The sequence below is a fragment of the Halomonas sp. ISL-56 genome (genome assembly GCF_018612805.1).
GTDB lineage: Bacteria > Pseudomonadota > Gammaproteobacteria > Pseudomonadales > Halomonadaceae > Vreelandella.
Genome location: NZ_JAGGRO010000016.1, coordinates 247,686 through 270,511, shown reverse-complemented (window position 1 = coordinate 270,511; position 22,826 = coordinate 247,686). Strand labels below are relative to the sequence as shown.

At 55.0% G+C, this 22,826-nt stretch carries 23 protein-coding genes; 4 read left to right on the top strand and 19 right to left on the bottom strand.

The annotated features are described in order from the left end of the window. Positions 1–97 precede the first annotated feature (97 nt). From J7J49_RS14895 to rpoE, 5 genes are all read right to left on the bottom strand, one after another. Positions 98–1,513: a DegQ family serine endoprotease gene (locus J7J49_RS14895; protein WP_064233145.1), complete on the bottom strand. Its 1,416-nt coding sequence runs from the start codon at positions 1,511–1,513 to the stop codon at positions 98–100. 82 nt (positions 1,514–1,595) lie between these two features. Further along, complete coding sequence (locus J7J49_RS14890) at positions 1,596–2,075, bottom strand: SoxR reducing system RseC family protein (RefSeq protein ID WP_215093638.1); 480 nt, start codon at positions 2,073–2,075, stop codon at positions 1,596–1,598. A 34-nt stretch (positions 2,076–2,109) separates the two neighbouring features. Further along, entirely contained in the window at positions 2,110–3,159 is a 1,050-nt protein-coding gene (locus J7J49_RS14885) for a MucB/RseB C-terminal domain-containing protein (RefSeq protein ID WP_215093636.1), read from the bottom strand. Positions 3,160–3,212: 53 nt separating this feature from the next. After that, positions 3,213–3,941, bottom strand: coding sequence for a sigma-E factor negative regulatory protein (locus J7J49_RS14880; protein WP_215093634.1), 729 nt, complete (start codon positions 3,939–3,941; stop codon positions 3,213–3,215). Between the two features lie 305 nt (positions 3,942–4,246). Continuing rightward, positions 4,247–4,846, bottom strand: coding sequence for an RNA polymerase sigma factor RpoE (gene rpoE / locus J7J49_RS14875; protein WP_064233149.1), 600 nt, complete (start codon positions 4,844–4,846; stop codon positions 4,247–4,249). A 393-nt stretch (positions 4,847–5,239) separates the two neighbouring features. Here rpoE and J7J49_RS14870 point away from each other — a divergent pair, with 393 nt between their 5' ends. Beyond that, entirely contained in the window at positions 5,240–6,316 is a 1,077-nt protein-coding gene (locus J7J49_RS14870) for a 3-deoxy-7-phosphoheptulonate synthase (RefSeq protein ID WP_064233150.1), read from the top strand. Positions 6,317–6,394: 78 nt separating this feature from the next. Here the strand turns inward: J7J49_RS14870 and dinG are convergent, their stop codons facing one another. Together dinG and rhlB are read right to left on the bottom strand one after the other, a co-directional pair. Continuing rightward, entirely contained in the window at positions 6,395–8,524 is a 2,130-nt protein-coding gene (gene dinG / locus J7J49_RS14865) for an ATP-dependent DNA helicase DinG (protein ID WP_215093633.1), read from the bottom strand. Between the two features lie 5 nt (positions 8,525–8,529). After that, positions 8,530–9,804 (bottom strand): ATP-dependent RNA helicase RhlB, encoded by a 1,275-nt coding sequence (rhlB, locus tag J7J49_RS14860; RefSeq protein ID WP_215093629.1) that lies wholly within the window; start codon positions 9,802–9,804, stop codon positions 8,530–8,532. A 144-nt stretch (positions 9,805–9,948) separates the two neighbouring features. Between rhlB and J7J49_RS14855 the strand changes: the two genes are divergently transcribed. Beyond that, a complete protein-coding gene (locus J7J49_RS14855; protein WP_071692902.1) occupies positions 9,949–10,206 on the top strand; it encodes a hypothetical protein in 258 nt (85 codons plus the stop codon). Beyond that, a complete protein-coding gene (xthA, locus tag J7J49_RS14850) occupies positions 10,206–11,033 on the top strand; it encodes an exodeoxyribonuclease III (protein ID WP_215093627.1) in 828 nt (275 codons plus the stop codon). The genes J7J49_RS14855 and xthA overlap by 1 nt, the downstream gene beginning before the upstream one ends. Before the next feature lie 34 nt (positions 11,034–11,067). On the opposite strand, the gene J7J49_RS14845 is transcribed toward xthA, so the two are convergent. The 6 genes from J7J49_RS14845 to J7J49_RS14820 are packed head-to-tail and all read right to left on the bottom strand — an operon-like array spanning position 11,068 to position 16,006. Continuing rightward, positions 11,068–12,132 (bottom strand): tetratricopeptide repeat protein, encoded by a 1,065-nt coding sequence (locus J7J49_RS14845; RefSeq protein ID WP_215093625.1) that lies wholly within the window; start codon positions 12,130–12,132, stop codon positions 11,068–11,070. Between the two features lie 4 nt (positions 12,133–12,136). Then, on the bottom strand, positions 12,137–12,904 hold the full coding sequence (locus J7J49_RS14840) for an energy transducer TonB (RefSeq protein WP_064233156.1): 768 nt from the start codon (positions 12,902–12,904) through the stop codon (positions 12,137–12,139). Beyond that, positions 12,901–13,308 carry an ExbD/TolR family protein gene (locus tag J7J49_RS14835; protein WP_022523852.1) on the bottom strand — a complete coding sequence of 136 codons (408 nt, stop codon included), beginning with the start codon at positions 13,306–13,308 and terminating at the stop codon, positions 12,901–12,903. The genes J7J49_RS14840 and J7J49_RS14835 overlap by 4 nt, the downstream gene beginning before the upstream one ends. Further along, a complete protein-coding gene (locus tag J7J49_RS14830) occupies positions 13,301–13,843 on the bottom strand; it encodes a MotA/TolQ/ExbB proton channel family protein (RefSeq protein ID WP_215093622.1) in 543 nt (180 codons plus the stop codon). Before J7J49_RS14830 ends, J7J49_RS14835 begins: the two co-directional genes overlap by 8 nt. A gap of 1 nt (position 13,844) precedes the next feature. Continuing rightward, a complete protein-coding gene (locus J7J49_RS14825; RefSeq protein ID WP_251048319.1) occupies positions 13,845–15,227 on the bottom strand; it encodes a MotA/TolQ/ExbB proton channel family protein in 1,383 nt (460 codons plus the stop codon). Beyond that, a complete protein-coding gene (locus J7J49_RS14820; RefSeq protein ID WP_215093621.1) occupies positions 15,224–16,006 on the bottom strand; it encodes a DUF3450 domain-containing protein in 783 nt (260 codons plus the stop codon). The genes J7J49_RS14825 and J7J49_RS14820 overlap by 4 nt, the downstream gene beginning before the upstream one ends. Positions 16,007–16,316: 310 nt before the next feature. Here J7J49_RS14820 and J7J49_RS14815 point away from each other — a divergent pair, with 310 nt between their 5' ends. After that, positions 16,317–17,210, top strand: a complete 894-nt coding sequence (locus J7J49_RS14815) for a DMT family transporter (protein WP_215093620.1) — start codon at positions 16,317–16,319, stop codon at positions 17,208–17,210. 19 nt (positions 17,211–17,229) lie between these two features. On the opposite strand, the gene J7J49_RS14810 is transcribed toward J7J49_RS14815, so the two are convergent. The 6 genes from J7J49_RS14810 to nrdH all read right to left on the bottom strand — a co-directional run bounded on the left by J7J49_RS14810 (position 17,230) and on the right by nrdH (position 22,698). Then, entirely contained in the window at positions 17,230–18,177 is a 948-nt protein-coding gene (locus tag J7J49_RS14810; RefSeq protein ID WP_215093619.1) for a LysR family transcriptional regulator, read from the bottom strand. A 153-nt stretch (positions 18,178–18,330) separates the two neighbouring features. Further along, the gene (locus J7J49_RS14805) at positions 18,331–18,729 is read right to left on the bottom strand and encodes an NUDIX hydrolase (protein WP_064233161.1); all 399 of its coding nucleotides are present in this window, start codon (positions 18,727–18,729) and stop codon (positions 18,331–18,333) included. Between the two features lie 48 nt (positions 18,730–18,777). Continuing rightward, positions 18,778–19,749, bottom strand: a complete 972-nt coding sequence (gene nrdF / locus J7J49_RS14800; protein WP_215093618.1) for a class 1b ribonucleoside-diphosphate reductase subunit beta — start codon at positions 19,747–19,749, stop codon at positions 18,778–18,780. Between the two features lie 94 nt (positions 19,750–19,843). After that, positions 19,844–22,051 (bottom strand): class 1b ribonucleoside-diphosphate reductase subunit alpha, encoded by a 2,208-nt coding sequence (nrdE, locus tag J7J49_RS14795; RefSeq protein ID WP_251048318.1) that lies wholly within the window; start codon positions 22,049–22,051, stop codon positions 19,844–19,846. Then, positions 22,033–22,467, bottom strand: coding sequence for a class Ib ribonucleoside-diphosphate reductase assembly flavoprotein NrdI (gene nrdI / locus J7J49_RS14790; protein WP_144811755.1), 435 nt, complete (start codon positions 22,465–22,467; stop codon positions 22,033–22,035). Before nrdI ends, nrdE begins: the two co-directional genes overlap by 19 nt. A 9-nt stretch (positions 22,468–22,476) precedes the next feature. Further along, positions 22,477–22,698, bottom strand: coding sequence for a glutaredoxin-like protein NrdH (gene nrdH / locus J7J49_RS14785; protein WP_008956787.1), 222 nt, complete (start codon positions 22,696–22,698; stop codon positions 22,477–22,479). Between the last annotated feature and the right edge of the window lie 128 nt (positions 22,699–22,826).

Sequence of the window (22,826 nt, the reverse complement as noted above, 5' to 3'; positions counted from 1 at the left end):
ATTTCCGACAAAAAGATATCCGCTATTGTAGCGATATGCGCAGGCTAGGAACAGCGGTCCGGCGAGAACCGCCGGACCAGGGGTTAAAATAGGCGGGTTATTCCAGACGTAGCGCTACAAATAGTGAACGTCCATCGCGGAACAAGCGCACAGGAATAGCGCGGTCATTCGGCAACGCCTCAACGATCTCTACCAGCTCATCGGAAGAAGACACGCTGCGGTGATCAATGCTCACCAAAACATCACCAGGGTTAATGCCTGCATCAGCGGCCACGCTATCCGCCTCTACCTGACGAACAATCACACCGCCAGGAATATTTAGCTGTTCGCGCATGGCATCATCAATTTCAGCAACCATCACGCCAAGGCGGGCTTGATTATTACTGCTGGCTTGACCCGGCTGTTGCTCAGCATCTGGCCAACTACCTAACTCGACTGACTCGGTCAGCTCTTCGCCATCACGCATTAGGGTGAGCTCTACCTCGGTGCCTGGCGAACCTTTGCCAATCAGACGCGGCAGTGAGCTTGAGCGGTCAACCTCTTCGCCATTGACCTCAAGAATGACATCGCCAGCCTGAAGACCACCCAGGGCCGCGGGGCCTTCTGGATCAAGGTCAGCAATCAGAGCACCAATCGCATTGTCCATACCGAAAGACTCGGCCAGATCCTCAGACACGGGCTGAATCATGACGCCTAACCAACCACGATCCACCCGGCCGCCTTCACGCAACTGCTCAGCCACATCCATGGCAACGTTAATGGGGATAGCAAACGACACGCCCATAAAGCCGCCGCTACGGGTAAAGATTTGCGAGTTAATACCCACCACTTCCCCATCTAAGTTAAATAGCGGGCCGCCTGAGTTACCGGGGTTAATCGCCACGTCGGTTTGAATAAACGGTACGTACGCATCCCGTGGCAAGGTACGGTTAATGGCACTAACGATACCCGCAGTAACCGAGTGATCAAACCCGAAGGGTGAACCGATGGCAGCTACCCACTCGCCGACTTTGAGCTCGTCAGAGTCACCTAGATTGAGTGTAGGCAAGTCATTTGCGTCAATTTTCAGCAATGCCACATCGGTTTGTGGATCGCTGCCAACCAATTCTGCACTCAATTCGCGACGATCATTGAGCCGCACAAGAATCTCATCAGCGTCCTGAACCACATGGGCATTAGTCATCACATAGCCGTCCTCACTGATAACAAACCCCGAGCCTAATGACTGGCGCTCTTCAGTGCGCCCTTGCCCACTGCCAGGTGGTACTGGGAAGCTGTCACCAAAGCTCTCACCAAAAAAATGGCGGAAGATTTCTGGAATTTCCTGCCCACCGAAACTAGGAGCGCTGCTGCGCTGAACCGTTCGACTGGTCGAGATATTCACCACCCCAGGGGCGGCGTCTTCAACTAACTGGGTAAAATCAGGTAAGCCTTGTGCGCTGGCGGCTTGGCCAAACGTTAGCAATGCCACCACGCAGACCCATAGCGTGGAAGGGAGAATCAAGCGCTTCATGCAAGAGCTCCTACTTAATGTGATAGTAATCAAAGGCAGATCAACAGCTCACAGCGAGACGCCGGAGAACTAGACTGACGAACTAATTGACCAAGCGTGGGCGGAAGCGTTCCCCTCGCCCACGCATTAGGCATTTAATACTTAACGCACCGCCCACCAGGGCAATAAAAAAGACCAGCGGCGCCAGCCAGCTCGCGGTACTGACGAACGAAATCAGGCCGGACAGCAATAGCGCTAACATCAGCGGCAGCCCATAAACACAAACAGCCAGCAGCGTGACAGAGGCACGTGGCAGGCTAATAGTGACGCGACTGCCTAGCGGATAGTCATGCTCAGCGCTGTACACTTTGGGAGGAAGCGCTACTGCAATGCGCTGGCTACGCTGGGGAGCCAGCAACCCAACACCGCACCCTCGCCCTTGAGCACACTGCTCGCAGCCCTGTTGGGCGGAAATCTCTACGACAAGCCCTTTCGGCGCACAACCGATAGGGAAATAGTCAACAATCGTGCCCGTACGAAGCAGTGGGGTACTCGACCGAGAAGCACAGGGTGCGGAAGTCATTAGCTATCTTCTCACCATAAGTAAACAACTAACGCTACTGTTCAGCGGCATCATCACTCTCATGAGTTTCATCTTCAAGTAGGTCGAAGGTAATTGAGCGTACAATGCGCTGCAAAGTTGCTACCGGCAACTCACCAATGGCCACTAGTTGCCAGCGTCCTTCAGCAGTAAGGGTGTGCTCAATCGCGACGGCCGACACGCCCAACTGCTGCACGCCTTCTTGCAAGGTAGTCGTATCTTCAGACGCGAGAGGTTCGACAAAGATACTCACGGTGGCTAAGCCGTCGCTATAGACTCGCTGATGACCATTATCACCAGCCAAGGACACCGGTTGCGCAACAAACCCATCGGGCAACCAAGTGGCCTGCCAGGGAGTATTGGGAATAGCGTTAGGGGTGCTCGTTCGAATACTGCCGGTATACTTTTGGGGCGACTGAAGCTGAGTAATTTGGAAGGTTTCAATGATCCTGCCTTGCTGATCACTGAGCACATGCTTAAGCAGCAGGCCGGTCTCCTGGTCTAACCACCACTCATGAGAGAAACGCCATCGATCGACGGGCTTGAAAATCAGTTTAACGGCGGCGCGACCAGCTACTCGAGCGTTATCCTCTAGCTCAATGGCGTAATATTTTTCAAGATGAGCCGCCCACCTTTCGGGCGAAGGTAATTCACCGTTGCTGTGCTCTTCGGTCCAAGCCAACCTACCTACCGGCGAGCGGCGCTCGATGCTGACAGAGGGGCCGTCTAAATACTGAACTACCTGCTGACGAATGCCGTCTTGAATGCGGTGGGAAAGCGCCAGCGTGCGTACATCGACGGAATCAATAGCCACCGCTCTGGCCTGAAACGCATAACAGTGGCTAGCCCACAAACCGAGTTCTAGCCACTGTTTTGGACTACTGGGCTGCGTTTCAGATTCAAACGCACATTCGTAGCCCGCATGACTGCCAGAAGACGTATTGATTGCTGAGGAGCTATTGCCTGTTGACGAACTATTGGCGTCTTCCGCATGCGTTTGAAAAGGGAGCGTACCAATAACTACCGCCAGCACCCATGCGCGCTTAGCTCGCTGGGGAACCATCATGCTGCGCACTCCCTACTCACCTAATATGTATCGTCAAAATAGAGTGGCATTATTTAGCGCTGACCTAAAGGCTCAGTGACTGCGGAGGAGCGCATTAGCGGCATCCAGCTATCGCCACTGCCGTAGGCGGCACTTTGGGTATGCTGCTCTAAGTAAGACTGTAATAAGCCAATCTGTTCGATATCAATATTAGTACCTTGGGAAGCAGTCACTCCTTGAGGCGTCTGCGCCGAGAAACCAGTTTCACTAATATTCATTAGGCCACTTTGACCCGACTGGCCACTAAGCCGAAACGGCGTTGGCTCAAACATGGGCATGTCAGCACGCGTAGCGACTGCCGACTGAGAGGCTAGGTTAACGGGCTGCACTAGAGTAGCCCCGTTGGAAACGGACGCAGTCGTCGCAATGTCACTACTGCCCTGGCCAACGGATGAGTTATTGCCAAAGAACTGAACGCCAGTGATCACCATCAATGACACCGCAGCAGCAACCCCGGCGCCGCGGGCAAACGATATGCCTCCCGTGCGGTGGGCCACAGGTTCCGCATCTTGCATCATTGGTGCAGGCTCGTCACGCAAGCGAGACATAATACCCGCAGAAAGATCAACGCTGACATCTACGCCCTGCTCGCGCTGCATCATACTGCGGGCAAGGTGATAACGGCGCCAAGTATCAGCGGCATCGTCATCATTAGGCAGTGCCTTCAACACTCGGCGAAGCTCAAGCTCATCACTCTCGCCATCCATTAACACCGAAAGTGATTCCCGTGTGTTTTGACTCATACTTCACACCCTCACACTGTTTAAAAGAAGTACTGGGGTAATGGGCCTTCATTCTGCGCACCACCACTCCGACGACTTCCAAGGCCAAGACTCAGTTACACGCTAATAAATTACCAACATTGATTAGCCTGCAACGCTAAGCGCATGACGCTTTGTACATTGATACATCACGTATCGACATATCAAACGTACTCATCAAGATAGTCAGGCTTTATGACGCCTTACATGCCAGACAGTTCACAAAAAAGAAAAAACCTTTATTTCGGCATCCTTTGGCGGCCGTACTACCTACCCTCTACTGACCACTACTCATCGCGACTGTTCCGCGCCGTCGATATTAATGGACGTATATGTTCATCAACCGCTTCACGAGCGCGAAAAATCCGCGAACGTACGGTGCCCACCGGGCACTGCATTACCTGCGCTATATCTTCGTAAGCAAGACCATCCAGCTCTCGCAACGTAATCGCCGTACGCAGATCATCCGGCAGGTTTTCGATCGCCTGATAAACCGCGGCTTCGAGCTGGTCTCTGGCAATCGCCGCTTCCGGTGACTCTGAGTCTGCCAACCGTCCGCTTTGGTCGATAATTTCAGCATCGACGATGTCCAAATCACTGCCCGGCGGACGTCTTCCCCGCGAAACCAGATAGTTCTTTGCTGTATTAATTGCGATGCGGTACATCCAGGTATAGAACGCACTTTCTGAGCGAAATTTGCCTAAGGCGCGGTACGCCTTAATAAATGCCTCCTGGGCTACATCCTGAACTTCAGAGTGATCATGAACGTAACGGCCAATCAGGCCGATAATTTTATGCTGGTACTTTTTTACCAGCAGATCGAAAGCGCGCGTATCACCTTTTTGGGCACGTTCAACAAGCTGTTGGTCTGTTTCCCGAGTGCCCATTCACACGCTCCTCCAGCTCGTACGGCGTGCGCCGAGCCCCATTCCTATTAGCCCTGACAAGCGGGCGTTCACAGCAAGCAGCATAGCGTCCCTTGGGCATTGATTAATAATAGAGTTAATAAAAGAGCGAGTTCATCGCCCGAGTATGTTGCTGTATTTTATTACGAAACAGTATTTTATTACGCCACAGAATTTTAACGACAGGGTCTCAGTGTTACGCGTTCTTCGCAGCGTATCAAGCGCTTACCCCCTTTCGCAAAACCCTGCGGCTGACACTTTTAATGCCGTCATAGTTCCACAGCAATTGATTTTTACCTGCTCGACAAGCGATAGTAGGCGCCACTTTTATCGCCCTTCACTTTTTTCAGCCATCGCGCAAGCACAGGTAGCAAGATGTCAGAACAGCAGGTTAATAACCTTAACGTCCTCGCTCAAGACGTTCTCACCACGCCAGAAGCGCTCAAAAATGCCGTGCCGTTAACCGATGCAGCAGAGCGAACCGTCATTGAAGGTCGTCAAACCATTCAGAATATCCTGAGTGGCAACGACCCGCGACTCTTAGTCGTCGTTGGCCCGTGCTCAATCCACGATGTGGAAGCCGCGCTTGATTACGCCCGTCGCCTGCGGGCGCTGGCCGACCAGGTCAGCGACAGCCTGTATATCGTGATGCGCGTCTATTTTGAAAAGCCGCGCACAACGGTGGGCTGGAAAGGCCTGATTAACGATCCGCACCTCAACGACTCTTTTGAGATCGATGAGGGTCTGCATATTGCCCGTAAACTGCTGGTCGATCTGGCCGAAATGGGCTTACCGCTAGCGACCGAAGCACTGGATCCCATTTCGCCCCAGTACCTGCAGGACTGCATCAGTTGGTCGGCGATTGGCGCCCGCACCACTGAGTCGCAGACTCACCGGGAAATGGCCTCCGGCCTTTCCAGCCCCGTCGGCTTTAAAAATGGCACCGACGGCAGCCTGGATGTGGCGATCAACGCACTTCAGTCCGTGGCTAGCCCGCATAACTTTCTGGGCATTAACCAGGCGGGCCAGGTAGCCATTATTCGCACTCGCGGCAATGCCTACGGCCACGTCGTTCTACGCGGTGGCAACGGTAAGCCCAACTACGACAGCGTAAGCGTTGCCCTGGCGGAGAAAGAGCTCGAGAAAGCCAAGCTATCACCCAACATCATGATCGACTGCTCCCACGCCAACTCCAATAAAGACGCGGCGTTACAGCCCCTGGTACTGGAGAACGTCACCAATCAGATTTTGGAGGGCAATACCTCCATTATCGGCCTGATGGTTGAATCCAACATTGGCTGGGGCAATCAGAAACTGACCGCAGACCTTAGCCAACTACAGTATGGCGTGTCGATTACTGATGCCTGCATCGACTGGGACACCACGGTGGAAGCCTTCAACCGTATGAACGACAAACTTGCCGCCACCCTGGCCAAGCGAATCGCTAAGTAACACCGTTGCAGCTAGATTAAACTGCTATAAACCCCCGCCGCGGCGGGGGTTTTTGGTTCCAGAACATTGAATAAACTGCTAGCGACTAATTTCGCGCCGAAATGGCGGCAGCGCATCCAACAGTGCTTGTCCGTAACGGCGGGTGATCACCCGTTTATCCAGTATTGTGATAGTCCCGCGGTCGCTCTCCTTACGAATCAAACGCCCGCAGGCCTGTACCAGCTTGATAGACGCATCAGGCACGCTAATGCGCATAAACGCATTGCCGCCCTGGCTCTCTATCCACTCCGCTAACGTAGCGCCCACCGGGTCATCGGGCACTGCAAAGGGTAGCCGCGTAATCACCACGTGCGTCAAATAGTCACCGGGAAGATCGATCCCCTCGGCAAAGCTGGCTAAGCCAAAGATGATACTCCCCTCACCCCTATCCACCGCCGCCCGATGGCGCTCAATAAGCTCGCGCTTTGGCAACGCATCCTGAGCGAGCACACGCTCTTTCACACTGGCGGGCAGTGCTTTATCAACCGCGCGCAGCTGCGCTCGAGAAGAGAACAACACTAGCGCCGCCTCTTTGTCGGCCAACTGCGAGACAAAAGCCACAATCGCCCGCTCGTGCGCCTCTCTGTCACCAGGGTCGGTGGCCTCTTTGGGAACCCGCAGCACCGCATTGGCGTAATCAAACGGGCTCGGTAGCGCCTGATAGCGGTAGCGATTCGCCAAGCCTGCGCGCTCCTGCAGGCGCTCAAAGCGCCCCAGTGCGGTCAACGTTGCCGAAGTGACCACCGCCCCATGGCAGCGCCCCCATAAATGCTTGGCCAAGGTGTGCGCGGCTGAAACGGGGCTAGCCGAAAACTCAACCTCGGGTTCACCGGCGACGCGGCTAAGGGTAATCCAACGGGCGCTGGGCGCCTCGTTAGCAACATCCTGCTCGCTAAACGCCTGCCACAGCGCATGCGCCTCTAGCGCTCGGCCATGAAGCAACGCGACGAGCGGCAGCCAAGTTTCTGCCTGTTCACGATCAAGGCCGGTCTGCTTATCGGGATCAAGACTTTCACGAAGAATATCGCTGATGCTCTCCAAGCAGCGCGACAACGAGGCAAACATCACCAACAGTTGCTGCGCTTGATCACGAAGAGCATCGGGCACTTGCCCTTTCTCAAAGCGGGATTGATGAGTTGCCTCTTCGTCAGCAAGGCCATTCGGTCGCTCTGCCAACTGATGCCCCATGCTAAACACATCCCCCAGCGCGGGTTCCAGATTATGAATTAGCTCCGGCAAGCTCACTAACAGCCGCGACACCGTTGGTTGAATGGCTAACGCCTGGTGAAGATCGGTCAAACTGCTTTTCAGCGTTTTCAGCCAGCGTAAGCAGCCGTGCACCGCAAATCGGTGGGCGAAGTGGGAAAGCGCCTTCTCGGGCAGGTGGTGGCCTTCATCGAAGACAAAGATGCAGTCCGCAGGGTCTGGCAGAATAGCGCCACCGCCCAAGGCTAGATCAGCCAGCACGAGGTCATGATTGGCGACGATAACGTCAGCATTTTCAAGCTCACGACGGGAACGAAAAAACGCGCAGGCACCAAAGTGCCCGCAGCGCCTACCCGTGCATTGGCGATGATCAACCGTCAGCCGCCGCCAGTGGGCATCGTCGATCGCTTCTGGCCAGTTATCACGATCCCCTTCCCATTCGCCCTGACCGTAAGCTTGCGCCATATCGCTGGCAATGACTGTAAAGTCACTGCTTTGCGTTTGCAGCGATTGCTCAAACAGCGACAGCGTCGGGTTGGGTTCAGTGCCTTCGAGCGCCTGATCCAAACGCGCCACGCACACATAGCGGCCACGCCCTTTGGCTAATGCATAGCGAAAAGCGATACCGCTGTGGCTGGCGAGTGAAGGCAAGTCCTGATTCAGCACCTGTTCTTGAAGGGCGACCGTGGCCGTCGAGATAATCAGCCGTTTGCCGCGCGCTTTCGCGATCGGCAGGGCGGCGATGAGATAGGCCAGCGTTTTGCCAGTACCGGTACCCGCTTCAAGCACACAGACATGTGTATCGCTGGTGCGCTTTCCCTCGCCATCGCTCTCGATATTACCCAGCGTCCGGGCGATTTCGGCGATCATCATGCGCTGACCGTAGCGTGGGGTCAGCTCAAGGGTGTCCACCACGCGACGGTATGCGTCTTGAATTTCGCTTTTAAGGGCTGTATCGAGCATGCGGTTTAGAGCATACCTTCAGGCGGATGTACGCAGGGCAGCTTGTCGTTGATATAGCGTTCGATTTCCGGCAGCGAGAAGGCATCCTCTTCACCGACGAAGCTAATCGACACACCCTTGGCACCAGCGCGACCGGTACGACCGATACGGTGTACGTAATCTTCCGGGTCTTCGGGCAGGGTGTAATTGATGACGTGACTGACGTCTTCAATGTGGATCCCACGACCAGCAACGTCGGTTGCGACCAATACCTGAATCTCGCCTTCACGGAAGCTTTCCAGGGTTTTAATACGCTGGTTCTGAGGCACATCGCCCGACAGCATCGCCGCACTGATACCGGCTTTTTTGAGCAGGTCGTCAAGCTTGCGCACTAAATCACGGCGGTTACCAAAGACCATGACGCGCTCAAAGCTCTCCTGCTGGAGTAGATTAACCAGCAAGCGCTGCTTGTCGTCATCAGAGACCATATAAACCCGCTGATCGATATCCGCCTGATTCTCAACGGTCACTTCGATCTCAACGTGGGCAGGATCCAGCGTCCACTGACTGGCAAGGTTCAAGATGTCGTCAGTAAAGGTGGCCGAGAAGAGGAAGGTTTGACGCTCCTCTTTCTTCGGCGTGTAGCGAATAATCCGCTTCACATCGGGGATAAAGCCCATCGACAACATGCGGTCGGCTTCATCTAATACCAATACTTCGACTTCATTGAGGTCAATATCGCGCTTCTGATGGAAATCCAACAGGCGCCCAGGTGTTGCCACCAGAATATCGATCTTGCTGCCCAGGCTTTCACGCTGCTTCTGGTAGTCCATACCGCCGACCACACTCGCCACGTTGAGCTGGGTGAAGCGTGCTAACGCTTTTGCATCTTTTTCGATCTGCAGTGCCAGCTCGCGGGTGGGCGCAATAATCAAGGCGCGCGGTGCACCTGGCTTTTGACCATTGGGTGTTGGCTCTTCCAGGAAGTAGGCCATCACAGAGATCAAGAAGGCCGCGGTTTTACCGGTTCCCGTTTGCGCTTTGCCGACAATGTCGCCACCCAATAGCGTTTGGCGCAGGGCCTCGGCTTGAATAGGCGTACAGTACTCAAACCCTTGGGCATGAATAGCGCGCATTAAGGGCAGCGGCAAATCAAAGTCATGAAAGCGCCACTTGCCGGCCACGGCGGGCACCTGAAACTGACGAAGATCCCAGCTCGACTGGCGACGACGCGGTTTACGACGGCGACGTTTTGGCTTGCGATTCTGGGCCGGTGCTGTGGTCTGTTCCGACTCGCTCATAGGCTGTCTATCTGTCCATTGCTGTGGAAGTTGGCATCACGAAGTGCGCATTGTACCAGGGCTTGGCGATAAGAGCGCGTCCTGCTGTCGAAGGAGTCCCAAGGCCTGTTAGAATAGCCGTCAAATCGACGTAAGGAGCGCGACATGACGCGTAAGAAAAAAACTCGTTCACTGGCTGACAAGGTGACAATCCGTACCGGCCGGCGTAAAGATTATAAAAAGTGGCGCCATGACAATCCTGACCAGGTCGCTCCTTCGCGCCGCTTTGTGGCTAAAAAACAGCAGCAGCGCAAGCTTCAGGCGGTGAGAAAACTCGCCCGCCAGCAGAACGGGCAGGATATTGCCATTCATCCTGATAAAACTGATAGCGGCACTAACAAGCCTCAGGGGGACGACTCGTAATGCGCTTGGTTTCGTTCAACATTAATGGCATCCGAGCACGGCTTCACCAGTTACAGGCGTTGATCGACACTCAGCAGCCGGACGTGATTGGGCTTCAGGAAACCAAGGTGCAGGATAGCGAGTTCCCTATCGCCGATGTGGAAGCCATGGGTTACCACGTTTTTTATCACGGCCAAAAAGGCCACTACGGCGTTGCCTTGATGTGCCGCCAAGCGCCCGCTGAAGTTTTTTACGGTTTCCCCGACGATGAGGAAGATGCCCAGCGCCGTATGATTGGCGTCCGCTTGCTGGCGGAAGATGGCGACACAGTAACGGTATGGAACGGCTACTTCCCTCAGGGTGAAAATGTGACGCACCCGACCAAATTTCCCCATAAAGAGCGCTTTTACGGCCAGCTAGCGCGACTGCTCAACGAGCAGCACCGTCCTGACGAACGATTGGCGATCATGGGCGACTTTAATATTTCGCCGGAAGACCAGGACATCGGCATTGGCGACGCTAACCGCAAGCGCTGGCTGCGCGAAGGCAAAACCAGCTTTCAACCCATTGAGCGCGAATGGCTCGAAGGCATTAAAGCCTGGGGGCTTACCGACAGCTATCGCCTCTGCTATCCACAAAGCGATGACCGCTTTAGCTGGTTCGACTACCGCTCAAAAGGGTTTAACCAGGAGCCCAAGCGCGGCCTGCGTATCGACTATATTCTAGTCACTAAGGCGCTAGCTGAGCAGGTCACCGGTGCGGGCATCGACTACGATTTACGCGGCATGGAGCGGCCATCGGATCATGCGCCTACCTGGAGTGACTTCGCTGTAACGCTCAAGTCATAGCCCTTGAGACATTGCCCTCAAGAAATAGCCCTTTCTAGTTGAAACTGGCCAGCCACTGCTCCGCTTCCTCGTCACCTAACGACGAGGCGCGGGCAAAGGCTTGTTTCGCTTGACCCTCCTCACCCCAGGCGTAAGCGAGCTGGCCATAGGCACGCCAGTCGGCGGCAGCTTGCGTATCCAGCGCCAAGGCGTGCCAGGCATTTAGGGCCTTCTCAACGTCTTTAGCCTGCCGCCAAGCGTTGGCAAGCAAACGCAGATGGGATTCATCGCGGACAATATCACCCTCATCCAGCGCCTGCTCTAAATGCTCTGCCGCTCTTGCGGGGGTTCCGCCCGCAAGATGGAGTTGAATCAGTAGCCAGAAATCTTCCTGCTCGGTTAGCTTGCCTAATTGCCACGCCGTCTCCCACAGGCCAGCAGCTACCCCAGCCTGACCAGCCTGCTGGGCAAGCCCGGCGGCTTGGCGCCAATCGGCGGCGTCGCTTTGCCCACTCAAGCCATCCAGCAGCCAGCCCAATGCCTGGCCACCTTGCCCTGCGTTGCGAAACACAGCAATCGCCAGAGCCTGCTGCGCTTCAGTTAGCGCTGGCGTTTCATTAAGCGCCTGTTCAAGCCAGTCGGCAGCTTCCTCCCAGCGCTCCTGCTGAGCCAGCAGGCGGGTTAACTGCCAAACAGCCTCAATATCTTGCTGATTGGACAACCACTCACTGAGTAACTCAATGGCCTGATCACGCTGACCGGCAGCACGGCGCAGTGAGGCCTCCTCACGTAGCCAGCGGGCTGCTTGGGCACTATCGACACCGTTTAAGCCACGGGCAATCGCCAGCCGATCCGCTGCCGCAGCGTGCTGATCCTGGCGCGCCAAGGCACCTGCCGCCAATTGTTGGTAGAGCGCGCTGGCCCATTGATCCGCTTGGTTTCCCGGCGCTAACCGCTCGGCTTGTGCAGTTGCTCGCTCGACGACAATGGACAACTCCCCATCTTGGAGCTGCGCCTGAAGGGCGTTGAGATCGGCAATTACATCGCCTTGCAAGGCAGGGCCAGCAAGGGCAGCGGTCGACCAAACACTCAACAATAGAACACTTAAAAGATGCTTCATAACGCTACCTCAACTGAAACTCCATTCGCTGGGAGGCATTGCGCAACTGATCGCTGGGCTCAAACTGCCATTTAACAAGTGATTCCCGAGCAGCATCTTCAAATACTCGACGCGGCTGCGCATTAGTGATGCGAATAGAGGAAGCATCCACACTGCCGTCGCGACGAATAATAAACGTAACCTCTACAAACCCCTCTATACCACGGCGCTGGGCTCGGGGCGGGTAAATGGGCTTAGTCTGGTTAGTTGGCGTGATTCGACCAACATTAACTGGCTCATTCGAAGGTGCTGGTTCAGCTTGCGGCGCAACTTCACGCTCAGCGGGCTCGCTAGACTCAGCAGCGGTAGCGACGGGCGCTGGCTCAGCGGGCGCTTCCTGGGGCGGCGCTTCAGGCGCAGGTTCAGGGGTGGGCTCTGGCCGGGGCTCCGGCATCACTTCCGTCAGTTCGGGGAGCTCACTATCCATTTCAACCGGCTCAACGGGCTCATCCGGCAGCTCCACTTCCGGCAAGCTAATAGTGCTCTCAGCGACTGGCGGCGGTTCGGGGGCTGGCATGGGCGGCGGCGCTTGCTGGGGCGCCGCTTCAACAGGCTGCGGTGTGGGCGCCTCCTGTTCCGGCGCGACCTCCGGCATTTCAACCATCGTCATCGCCATACTCATAGTGAGCTTTTCGGGTTCCCGCTCAGGCGGTGCCACCAGCTGGGCCAACAGCCAGAACAAGCCCACCGCCAGCACAACGCCGCCTAGTATCGATAGCAGGTGGCGTATCATGACCCACTCCGGCTCGCTGCAACTGCCACTTGGTCAACCCCCGCTTCGCGCAGGCGATCCATCACCTCGATCAGCAGCCCAGTCGTGGATTCGCGATCCGCCTGAATAACCACCGAGCCATCATCACTCAGCATATCGGCTACCTGCTGGCCAACCCGGTGGGCATCCACAGGACTGCCATCGACCCACACCGCACCCTCGGGGGAAATCGCCACAAGCACTTGGGCATCCGGGCGCGGGGTGGCGGCGCTGGATTCAGGTCGCTCAATTTCGACACCGCTCTCTTTGACAAAGCTGGTCGTCACAATAAAGAAAATCAGCATGATAAAGACCACGTCGAGCATGGGGGTAAGATTCACCTCATTGCTCTCAGCAGTCGCATCTATGGAACGACGTCTACGCATCACTCTCCTCCAGTGCCCGCGCCAAGCGATCATGCAGCCGCTGGTCTTCACGACGAATGACGTGCTCTAAACGACTAATAAATAACAGCCCTACCACGGCAATGGCCATGCCGGTCAAGGTCGGCAGTGTCGCTCGGGCGACGCCATCTGCCATGGCACGTGCCTGATGAGTCTCACTCAACGAAAGGCTATCGAACACGCTAATCATACCCGTCACCGTACCTAACAGCCCCAGCAAAGGGCATAACGCGACCAACAGTTTTAACCATGGCAAGGGTTTGCGCAGCCTGGCGACCAGCGCCTCTGCCCATACCTGACGCAGCGTGCGGGCACTCCAACTGGTGTGGTCGCTGCGCGACGCCCAACGCCGCAGCAATTGGCGCCGCGCTATACGCCAGGTAATCCGGTAGTACCACCAGCGCTCCATGGCCATGGCAAACACCAGCACAGCCACGACGGCCAAAACGACCAATACCGCACCACCCGCCTCCACTAAACGCTCAACGGGTTCGAGCCAGAGAGGAAGTGCAGACATGTTAATTCACCACGGGTGCGTGAGATTCCAGGTGATCTGCCAGAGTCGCACTCGCCTGCCCTTCAATCACGTGGGTTAAGTAGCGGCTGCGGCCTGCCAGCGCTGTTTGCACAAACAACAACGGCACGGCGGTAATCAGACCCAGCACGGTGGTGACCAGCGCCTGGCTAATACCGCCTGCCATTAGCTGTGGGTCACCAGTACCAAAGACGGTAATCGCCTGGAAGGTCACGATCATCCCGGTCACCGTACCAAGCAGACCAAGCAGCGGCGCAATGGCAGCCAGTAGCTTCACCATTGGCTGACTGCGTTCCAGCTTGGGTAGCTCGGCCAGCACAGCCTCATCCAGCCGCGCTTCCAGAGCCTCTGGAGTTTGATGCTTGTCCATGCCTTCAAAGCGTAGCAGTACCCGGCCCAGCGGGTTATTGTCCTGCAGTTGATCAGGGGATTGCCGCTGGCGTTTAACACGCAGACTCACCAGCACCAAATAGAGATATTGGCCAAGGCCGATAATCATACCCAGAATACCCAGCGCCACGACCACGTAGCCGACATAGCCGCCCTGCTGGAAACGCTCCCACAGACTGGGCTGCTGGGCCAAGGCTTCCAGCACGCTGCCCTGGGTAGGATCCACCGCCATCACGTTGCTTTCGCCCTGGTAGTAATCCGCCAGCAACCCACCAATGGCATTGGGCGTGCGCGCCAGCACGACCAAGTTGCCATCGCCTTCACCGCGCTCTAATAACTCGCTCTCGGTAAAGGCCGCGAAATCGCCTAACCGCAATAACTCGCGGGTGGCCACCTCGCCATTAGCATCGGCAACCGGCATCGAAAGCCGCTCGGCGCGCCCGCTGCGCGCGGTTAATGCTGCCAAATGATCTACTACGCCTTCCAACTGGTGACGCTCAAGCACTTCCACTTCATCCAAACGCGGTGGTAGCGAGCCTTCTTCCAGCGTCAGCAAGCTCTGTTCGCCGAGCGCATTGCGAATCTCAGAGCTATGCCGGGCAAGATTCGCCAGCAGGCCTGAAAGCGCCTCGCCCTGCTCTGCTTGGCGCTCGCTAAGCGCGCTGGCTTGCTCTGTTTGCTCTGCCTGCTGGGCCTCTAGCGTTTCATGCTGCTGCAGTGCTTCTTCGTGCTCGGCGCGCGCCTGCTCCAGCGCAGCCTGTAGCGCCTGCTGATCATCCAGGAAGCTCATTAACCGCTGCTGGTCTCGCGCTTCAGCCGCCTCACGGGCTTCCCGCAGCGAAGTCGCGCTTTCGGTTTGCGCCATTGATACGCCACTGACCGCGACCAGCCCCAATACAACGCAGGCATAGCCAAGCTGACGCAGGGATAAGCGATTCACGGGCGGGCAATTAAACGCTAGGCTAAAACGACTCATGGTTGCTCTCCCTGCAAGTCATTGGCACTAATCGAGAGCGGCAAGGTTAATAGATCCGGAGCGCGCTGATCTTCCGCCATGCGCAGCCCACTGCGCACCTCACGCAGGTATTCGTCTTCCAGCGGATGCCATGCACCGCTTTCAGCATCCCACACACCGCCTTCACGACCGTCAGGGGTTAGGTAATAGAAGCCGATACGCCCGATGCGCAAGAAGTCCACTTCACGCACACGGCCATCCTGACTTAAACGCCCACGCCAACTGTCCATCGCCTGCCCATAGTCAAGCTCAACACGCCACGCTTCGAGCAGGCCATTAATCCGCTCGATGGTATTTTGCCCCTGCTCATCGGGCTGACGCTCAACCCGCGCCAACCGCTCCTCACGTAGAAAAGGCAGGTCACGCTCGATCCACTGGCTAAGCTGCGCCGACATGTTTTGTTCGATCACAGGCAGCGCGGCTCGGGTCTCTTCCAACGTGTCCAGTGCAGTGGCCAGCCGCTGCTGACGTTCGGCCTCTTCCGCCAAGCGCCCGGTTAACGAGGCATTATCAGCCTTCAACTGGCGAGTTTCGCGCTCTAAACGTCGTAGCTCTTCCAACTGTTCGCGGGTTTGCTCATCGGCGGCATCAATTTGCTCTTGGAGCGCTGCCTGGGCCTGCTGGGCTTCTACACTTTCGGCTGCTTGAGCCACTGCTTGTTCACTTGCCACTAGCGTACCGCTGGCCAGCACTCCCGCTAGCCACCATCCACGCAAGGCAAAGAAAGGCCTGTTCAGCACGTCGACTCTCCGTCACTGAGTAGCGGGCGGCGGAAACCGCCCAACTAGAAACTAATTGGGTATCAGAACGATTTGCGTTTATCTTTCACGCTGACTAGCCTACCACTAATAGAAGAAATGACAATATTTATCATTAACAATCAGTTATTTTTGCCTTGCTTTTTATGGGGCATCTTAGTGGTCAGCCCCTCCACGCCTGCCTTCCATCTATTACGTTTCGTAAAGTATACCTGGGCAAATCTTCATTATTCATAATCATTGGGTATCGCTAGCCTTTCCTTAGTAACAAACCCACTAAGGAGAGAATCCAATGACATCAAATACAACCACGATCCCTCATTTTCGCCCAAGCGTGGCAGCCCTCGGGCTGCCCTTGCTTTTCATTGTAATGTGGAGCTCTGGCTACGTGGCTGGCAAAGCAGCCCTGCCCTTTGTCGGCCCGTACACCATGATATTTCTGCGCTTCGCTAGTGCCGCCTTTGTTCTACTTATGGTCGCCGTTGCAACACGCGCACCGTGGCCAAAAACGTGGAAGGAGGTTGGCCACATTGCGGTTGTCGGGCTGCTGATTCAAGCAATGCAGTTTTCGGGGCTCTATACCGGAATCAATCTCGGCGTGAGTGCTGGGGTTTCGGCTCTCATCGTCGGCACAATGCCCATTTTCGTTGCACTTAGCGCCAGCGTTTTTCTTTCTGAACGCATAAAGTCACATCAATGGATCGGGCTTCTGATTGGTCTAGCAGGTGTTGCGTTGGTCGTTTCAGAAAAGCTCTCTTTGGGAGAGGCGACGCTTGGGGGATATATCGCGATTCTCTTCGCCCTGTTTGGTATCACGCTAGGTACGCTTTACCAGAAGAAATTCTGTACAAGCATGGATCTACGTACGGGAGGTTTCATTCAACTGAGTGTCGCTGCAACCTTTGCTTTCATTGCAGCCCATACTCTTGAAGATCTGTACTTCCAAGTCACGCCCACTTTCTTATTCGCGACAAGCTGGATGAGTCTTGTGAACTCAATCGGAGCCATCAGCGTGCTTTACGTCATGATTCGTCGCGGCGAGGCGAGCAAAGTGGCCAGCCTCTTCTACCTCATACCCGGCATGACTGCCATTATGGCCTTTGTGATTCTTGGCGAAACGCTTCACCCATTAGCCATGACTGGCTTTGCAGTGGCCGCTTTCGGGGTCTATCTGAATAACCGCTAGTAGTTTCGCCTTGTTGCAGTCACATCGCGCATGGTACTTGGAGAGGCGCAGCTTCTGCCTCCTGTTGTGCAGGGTAGTCCCAGCAGCGCCGAATAAGCTGAATCAGCCACTCAAATTGGTCGAACTCAATGGTGGCAGCAGTTTTAATGCTAATTCGTACATCCGGCAACACAGGCAGTTGTTGCAAATTTACCGGAGAGGCTAGCCCATACTGCGAAGGGATAAGAGGTAAAGCGCTCACCCCCAGGCCCGCCTTGACAGCTGCAAGTAGATCGCCTAAATCACGCGCCTCGTAGACTATCCGCCATAGCAACTGACTTTTCTTAAGCTCATTAATTTGAAGATCTCGCAGCATGCAAGGCGGGGAAAATGCAACAATAGGAATCTCATTACTGGATTCAAGCATAAAACCTGGCGCACCTACCCAGGAAAGGCGCCGGTCAGATAACCGGACGCCTTTTTGCATATCCGAATGCAGTGTTTCTGGACTGTCGACAGCAATGAGCATATCAAGCTGACCATCATTGAGCCTACGCTGCAGTTTTGTTGATCGCCCCAACTGAGGAATGATGTGAATACCCTCTTGCTCAAAACGCAAGGAGGCCAGCATGATCGGCAGGTAGTCTTGGGCGAAATATTCTGACACTCCTAAGCGAATATCTTTTGCCACCTTACGCTGCTGCCCGAGCTTAACGAAAGCTTCGTCGTTGAGGGCAAGAATTTGCCGTGCGTACCATAGAAATAGCTCGCCAGCCTCTGTAAGACGTCTTCGTCGCCCATGAGCATCGAAAAGAGCATTGCCAAGCTGCTCCTCAAGCCGGCGCACATGGTGAGAAACCGCCGATTGAGTTAGGTGCAAGGCCTGCGCAGCTTCAGAGAACCCACCGCAGTCGTTTATGGATACCAGCGTACGCAACAGCGTTGTGTCTAAATTAGCCTTACGCGCTGTTTTTATTATATCAGTCATGAGAGTCCCCCTTCTGCTCTCACATGGATGCTCTTTTATACGCTTTGGGGAGAATTAAATGCAACTAGACAACTGGTTTTGCAGTGGAGCTCATCAAGTAACGGTGATGGCATCGAGCCATGGCTATACGTTTAAGAAGCTGGTGAATAAGCACTAATTTACCACTACGTACTCTTTTGTCAGCGGCGCCAGAGGAAGCAGCCAAGCCTCTTCACGGGTTACCCATCTTGCTTCGGCGATTTCAGCCGCTGCCTCGACAGGCTCATCAATAACCAAACTAAACAGATGCGCTTCAAGCGCCATACCCGGCTCGTTGGCAGCGGGAGCGTTGTGCACGCCTAGCGGAATCAGTTGGTCTTCATTAACCTGCAAGCCCAACTCCTCCTTCAGCTCGCGGCACAGGGCCCTTAGAGCGGTTTCCCCCGCATCGATCTTGCCGCCGGGCTGCATAAAGAAAGATGTATTGTGCTTTCGCACTAACAGCAAGCGCCCGTCGGGGTCACTCACGACGGCAGCGGCGATCCTCAATACGTTAGCTTTGCTATCTGACATACACCCTCCTCTATGCCCATGACTTAATGCCCATAACCTCCGGTGATATTAAAACGCCCAGTCGTCGTCTTCGGTGGCGACGGCTTTGCCGATCACGTAGGAAGAGCCGGAGCCGGAGAAGAAGTCGTGGTTCTCATCGGCGTTGGGTGACAGCGCCGCCATGATGGTCGGATCCACATCGGTCACGCTGCTGGGGAACAGTGGCTCGAAGCCCAGGTTCATCAGCGCTTTGTTGGCGTTGTAGTGAAGGAATTTTTTCACGTCTTCACTCAGGCCGACCTCGTCATACAGCGACTCGGTATAGCGCACTTCGTTGTCGTAGAGTTCCAGCAGCAGCTCGTAGGCGTAATCTTTAACTTCCTGCTGACGCGCGGGTGTCGCTTCTGCCATGGCCTGCTGGAATTTGTAGCCAATGTAGTAGCCGTGTACCGCTTCATCGCGAATGATCAGACGGATCAGGTCGGCGGTGTTGGTCAACTTGGCGTGGCTTGACCAGTACATCGGCAGATAGAAGCCGGAGTAGAACAGAAACGACTCAAGAAACACGCTGGCGACTTTACGCATCAGCGGATCGTCAGAGCGGTAGCGCTCTAAAATCAGCTGGGATTTTGCCTGTAGCGTAGGATTCTCTTCACTCCAGCGAAACGCATCGTCCACATCGCGGGTGGTACACAGCGTCGAGAAAATCGAGCTGTAGGAGCGCGCGTGCACCGACTCCATAAAGGCGATATTGGTGTAAACCGCCTCTTCGTGGGGAGTGCGAGCATCGTCCATTAATACCGGTGCGCCAACGCTGCTTTGAATGGTGTCCAGCAGAGTAAGGCCAGTAAACACGCGAATTGTCAGCTGTTTTTCTTTTTCGGTCAGGGTGTTCCAAGACTGAATATCGTTAGATAGCGGGACTTTTTCCGGTAGCCAAAAATTACTCGTCAAGCGGTTCCAGACTTCCAGGTCTTTATCATCCTGGAGTCGGTTCCAGTTAATCGCGTCAACCCGCGATAAACGTTGCATGGTATTCATATCACTCTCTCAAAGCCCGGCCATTACCGCCGGGCTAGCAAAGCTGGGTTATGGTCATAAAAGCTGGGTTACAAAAACGAGCACGTCGTTGCGATTACAGCGTGCAAGACACACAGCCTTCCACCTCAGTGCCCTCTAGCGCACTTTGACGCAAGCGGATGTAGTAAAGCGTTTTGATCCCTTTGCGCCAGGCGTAAATCTGCGCCTTGTTGATATCCCGAGTGCTTGCAGTGTCCGGGAAGAATAGCGTTAGCGATAGACCTTGATCGACGTGCTGCGAGGCTTCCGCGTAGGTATCGATGATCTTTTCCGGGCCGATTTCGTAAGCGTCCTGGAAGTAGTCAAAATTCGCCTCATCCAGGAACGGCGCCGGATAGTAAACACGCCCTAGCTTGCCCTCTTTGCGAATCTCGATTCTCGCCGCCACCGGGTGAATACTGGAGGTGGAGTTGTTGATATAGGAGATCGACCCCGTCGGCGGTACCGCCTGCAGGTTACGGTTGTATAAACCGTGAGCCATGACCGAGGCTTTAAGCTCCTGCCAATCGTCTTGAGTGGGTAGCGCGATACCGCTGCGCTCAAACAGCTCACGCACTTTGTCAGTGCGCGGCAGCCACGCTTGGTCGGTGTACTTATCAAAGAAAGTACCCGAGGCATAGGTAGAGTCTGCAAAGCCTGCAAAGGTGTCCTTATGCTCAATCGCCAAGCGGTTCGACGCCCGGATCGCATGGAAGGCAACGCAATAGAAGTAGATATTGGTAAAATCCAAGCCTTCATCAGAACCGTAGTAGATATGCTCCCGCGCCAAATAGCCGTGCAGGTTCATCTGGCCCAAGCCGATCGCCCGGGACTGAGCATTACCTTCGGCAATCGAGGGTACGCTGCGCAGGTTGCTCATCTCTGATACGGCGGTGAGACCGCGAATGGCAATTTCTACGCTGGTGCCGAGATCGCCTGAGTCCATCACCTTGGCAATGTTCATGGAACCCAGGTTGCAAGAGATATCCTGGCCAATATGGCGATAGCCCAAGTCGTCGTCATACTCGGTAGGCGTATTCACCTGAAGAATTTCCGAGCACAGATTGCTCATGTTAATGCGGCCAGCAATCGGATTGGCGCGATTAACCGTGTCTTCGAACATCAGGTAGGGGTAGCCCGACTCAAACTGCAGTTCGGCCAACACCTGGAAAAACGCCCGGGCGTTAATCTTGTGCTTGCGGATACGTGCATCGGCGACCATTTCCTGGTACTTCTCGGTGACGCTGATATCGCCAAACGGTACACCGTAAACACGCTCTACATCGTAGGGCGAGAACAGGTACATATCGTCGTTGCGCTTGGCAAGTTCAAAGGTGATATCCGGAATCGTCACGCCCAGGGAAAGCGTTTTGATACGAATCTTTTCGTCAGCGTTTTCCCGCTTGGTATCCAAAAAGCGCAGAATATCGGGGTGGTGAGCGTTGAGATATACTGCCCCAGCACCCTGGCGCGCGCCCAGCTGGTTAGCATAGGAGAAGGCATCTTCCAGCAGCTTCATAATCGGGATGATGCCCGACGACTGGTTTTCAATACGCTTGATGGGCGCGCCTGACTCACGAATATTGGTGAGCAGAAATGCCACGCCGCCACCACGCTTGGAGAGCTGCAGGGCCGAGTTAATCGAGCGGCCTATCGACTCCATATTGTCTTCAATTCGCAACAGGAAGCACGATACCAGCTCACCGCGCTGCTGCTTACCACAATTCAGGAAAGTGGGTGTTGCGGGCTGGAAACGGCCGCTAATAATTTCATCCACTAGCGACTTCGCCAGCGTTTCGTCGCCCCGCGCCAGGGTCAGTGCCACCATGCAAACGCGGTCTTCGTAACGCTCTAGGTAGCGCTTGCCATCAAACGTTTTTAGCGTGTAGCTGGTGTAGTACTTAAAAGCGCCCAAAAAACTGGGGAAGCGAAACTTATACGCATAGGCCTGCTCGAACAACGCCTTGATAAAGGCGAAACTGTACTGGGCCAGCATTTCTGCTTCGTAGTACTGCTCTTCTACTAAGTAATCGAGCTTTTCCTCTAACGAGTGGAAAAACACTGTGTTCTGGTTAACGTGCTGCAAAAAGTACTGGCGCGCCGCTTCGCGATCTTTATCCAGCTGTAGCTCGCCATTGGCCCCGTACAGGTTGAGCATGGCATTGAGGGCGTGGTAATCCAGCGTGCGCGCTTCAGAAGTAGCCGCAGGCCGTTTTGCCTCAACATTTTTAGGGGCTAAATCTGTAGAGGCTGTGTCTTTAGAGGCTAGGCTTGTCGTTTCCAAAACTCTTCTACTCCTTTGCGGACGTTGGCCACGTCGTCGTCGGTGCCAAACAGTTCGAATCGATACAGCAGCGGCACGTTGCACTTTTTGGCGATAATGCGGCCAGCAAGGCCATAGGCTTCGCCAAAATTAGTATTGCCCGCTGCAATGACCCCCCGCAGGAGGCTCCGATTATGCGTATCGTTGAGAAAGTGGATGACCTGTTTGGGCACCGCCCCCTGCTCACTCCCCCCACCATAAGTGGGGGTAATTAAAATATACGGCTGGGTGACACGTGGAACAGGCTCGTCTCGATTCAGCGGCAGTCGCTTTGCGGCAAAACCAAGCTTTTCTACAAAACGATGGGTATTGCCTGATTTAGTAGAGAAGTACACCAAACTGCCGGCCGCAGGCGCGGATGTGCAACTTGCCAGCATGGGGATGACTTAAGCCAGCGCTTGAATACGGTCTGGACGGAAACCCGACCAGTGATCTTCGCCTACAACCACGACGGGCAACTGGCGATAGCCCAGCGCTTCAACTTCTTCTTGGGCACCGGATTCAGCGGTAATATCGATGACAGTGTAATCAAGCCCCTGCTTGTCTAGCGCGCGGTAGGTCGCGGTGCACTGTACACAAGCGGGCTTGCTATAAATTTGGATTTCCATGGCTATTTTCCTTTTCATAGCGGCGTTTTTCGGGTAGAGCACATCTAGTGCTCGCCCCCTCTAAAAGATACAACGCATACTATATATAGACCAAAAGAAAATCAATCCAAGCATATGTGGTATTTTTC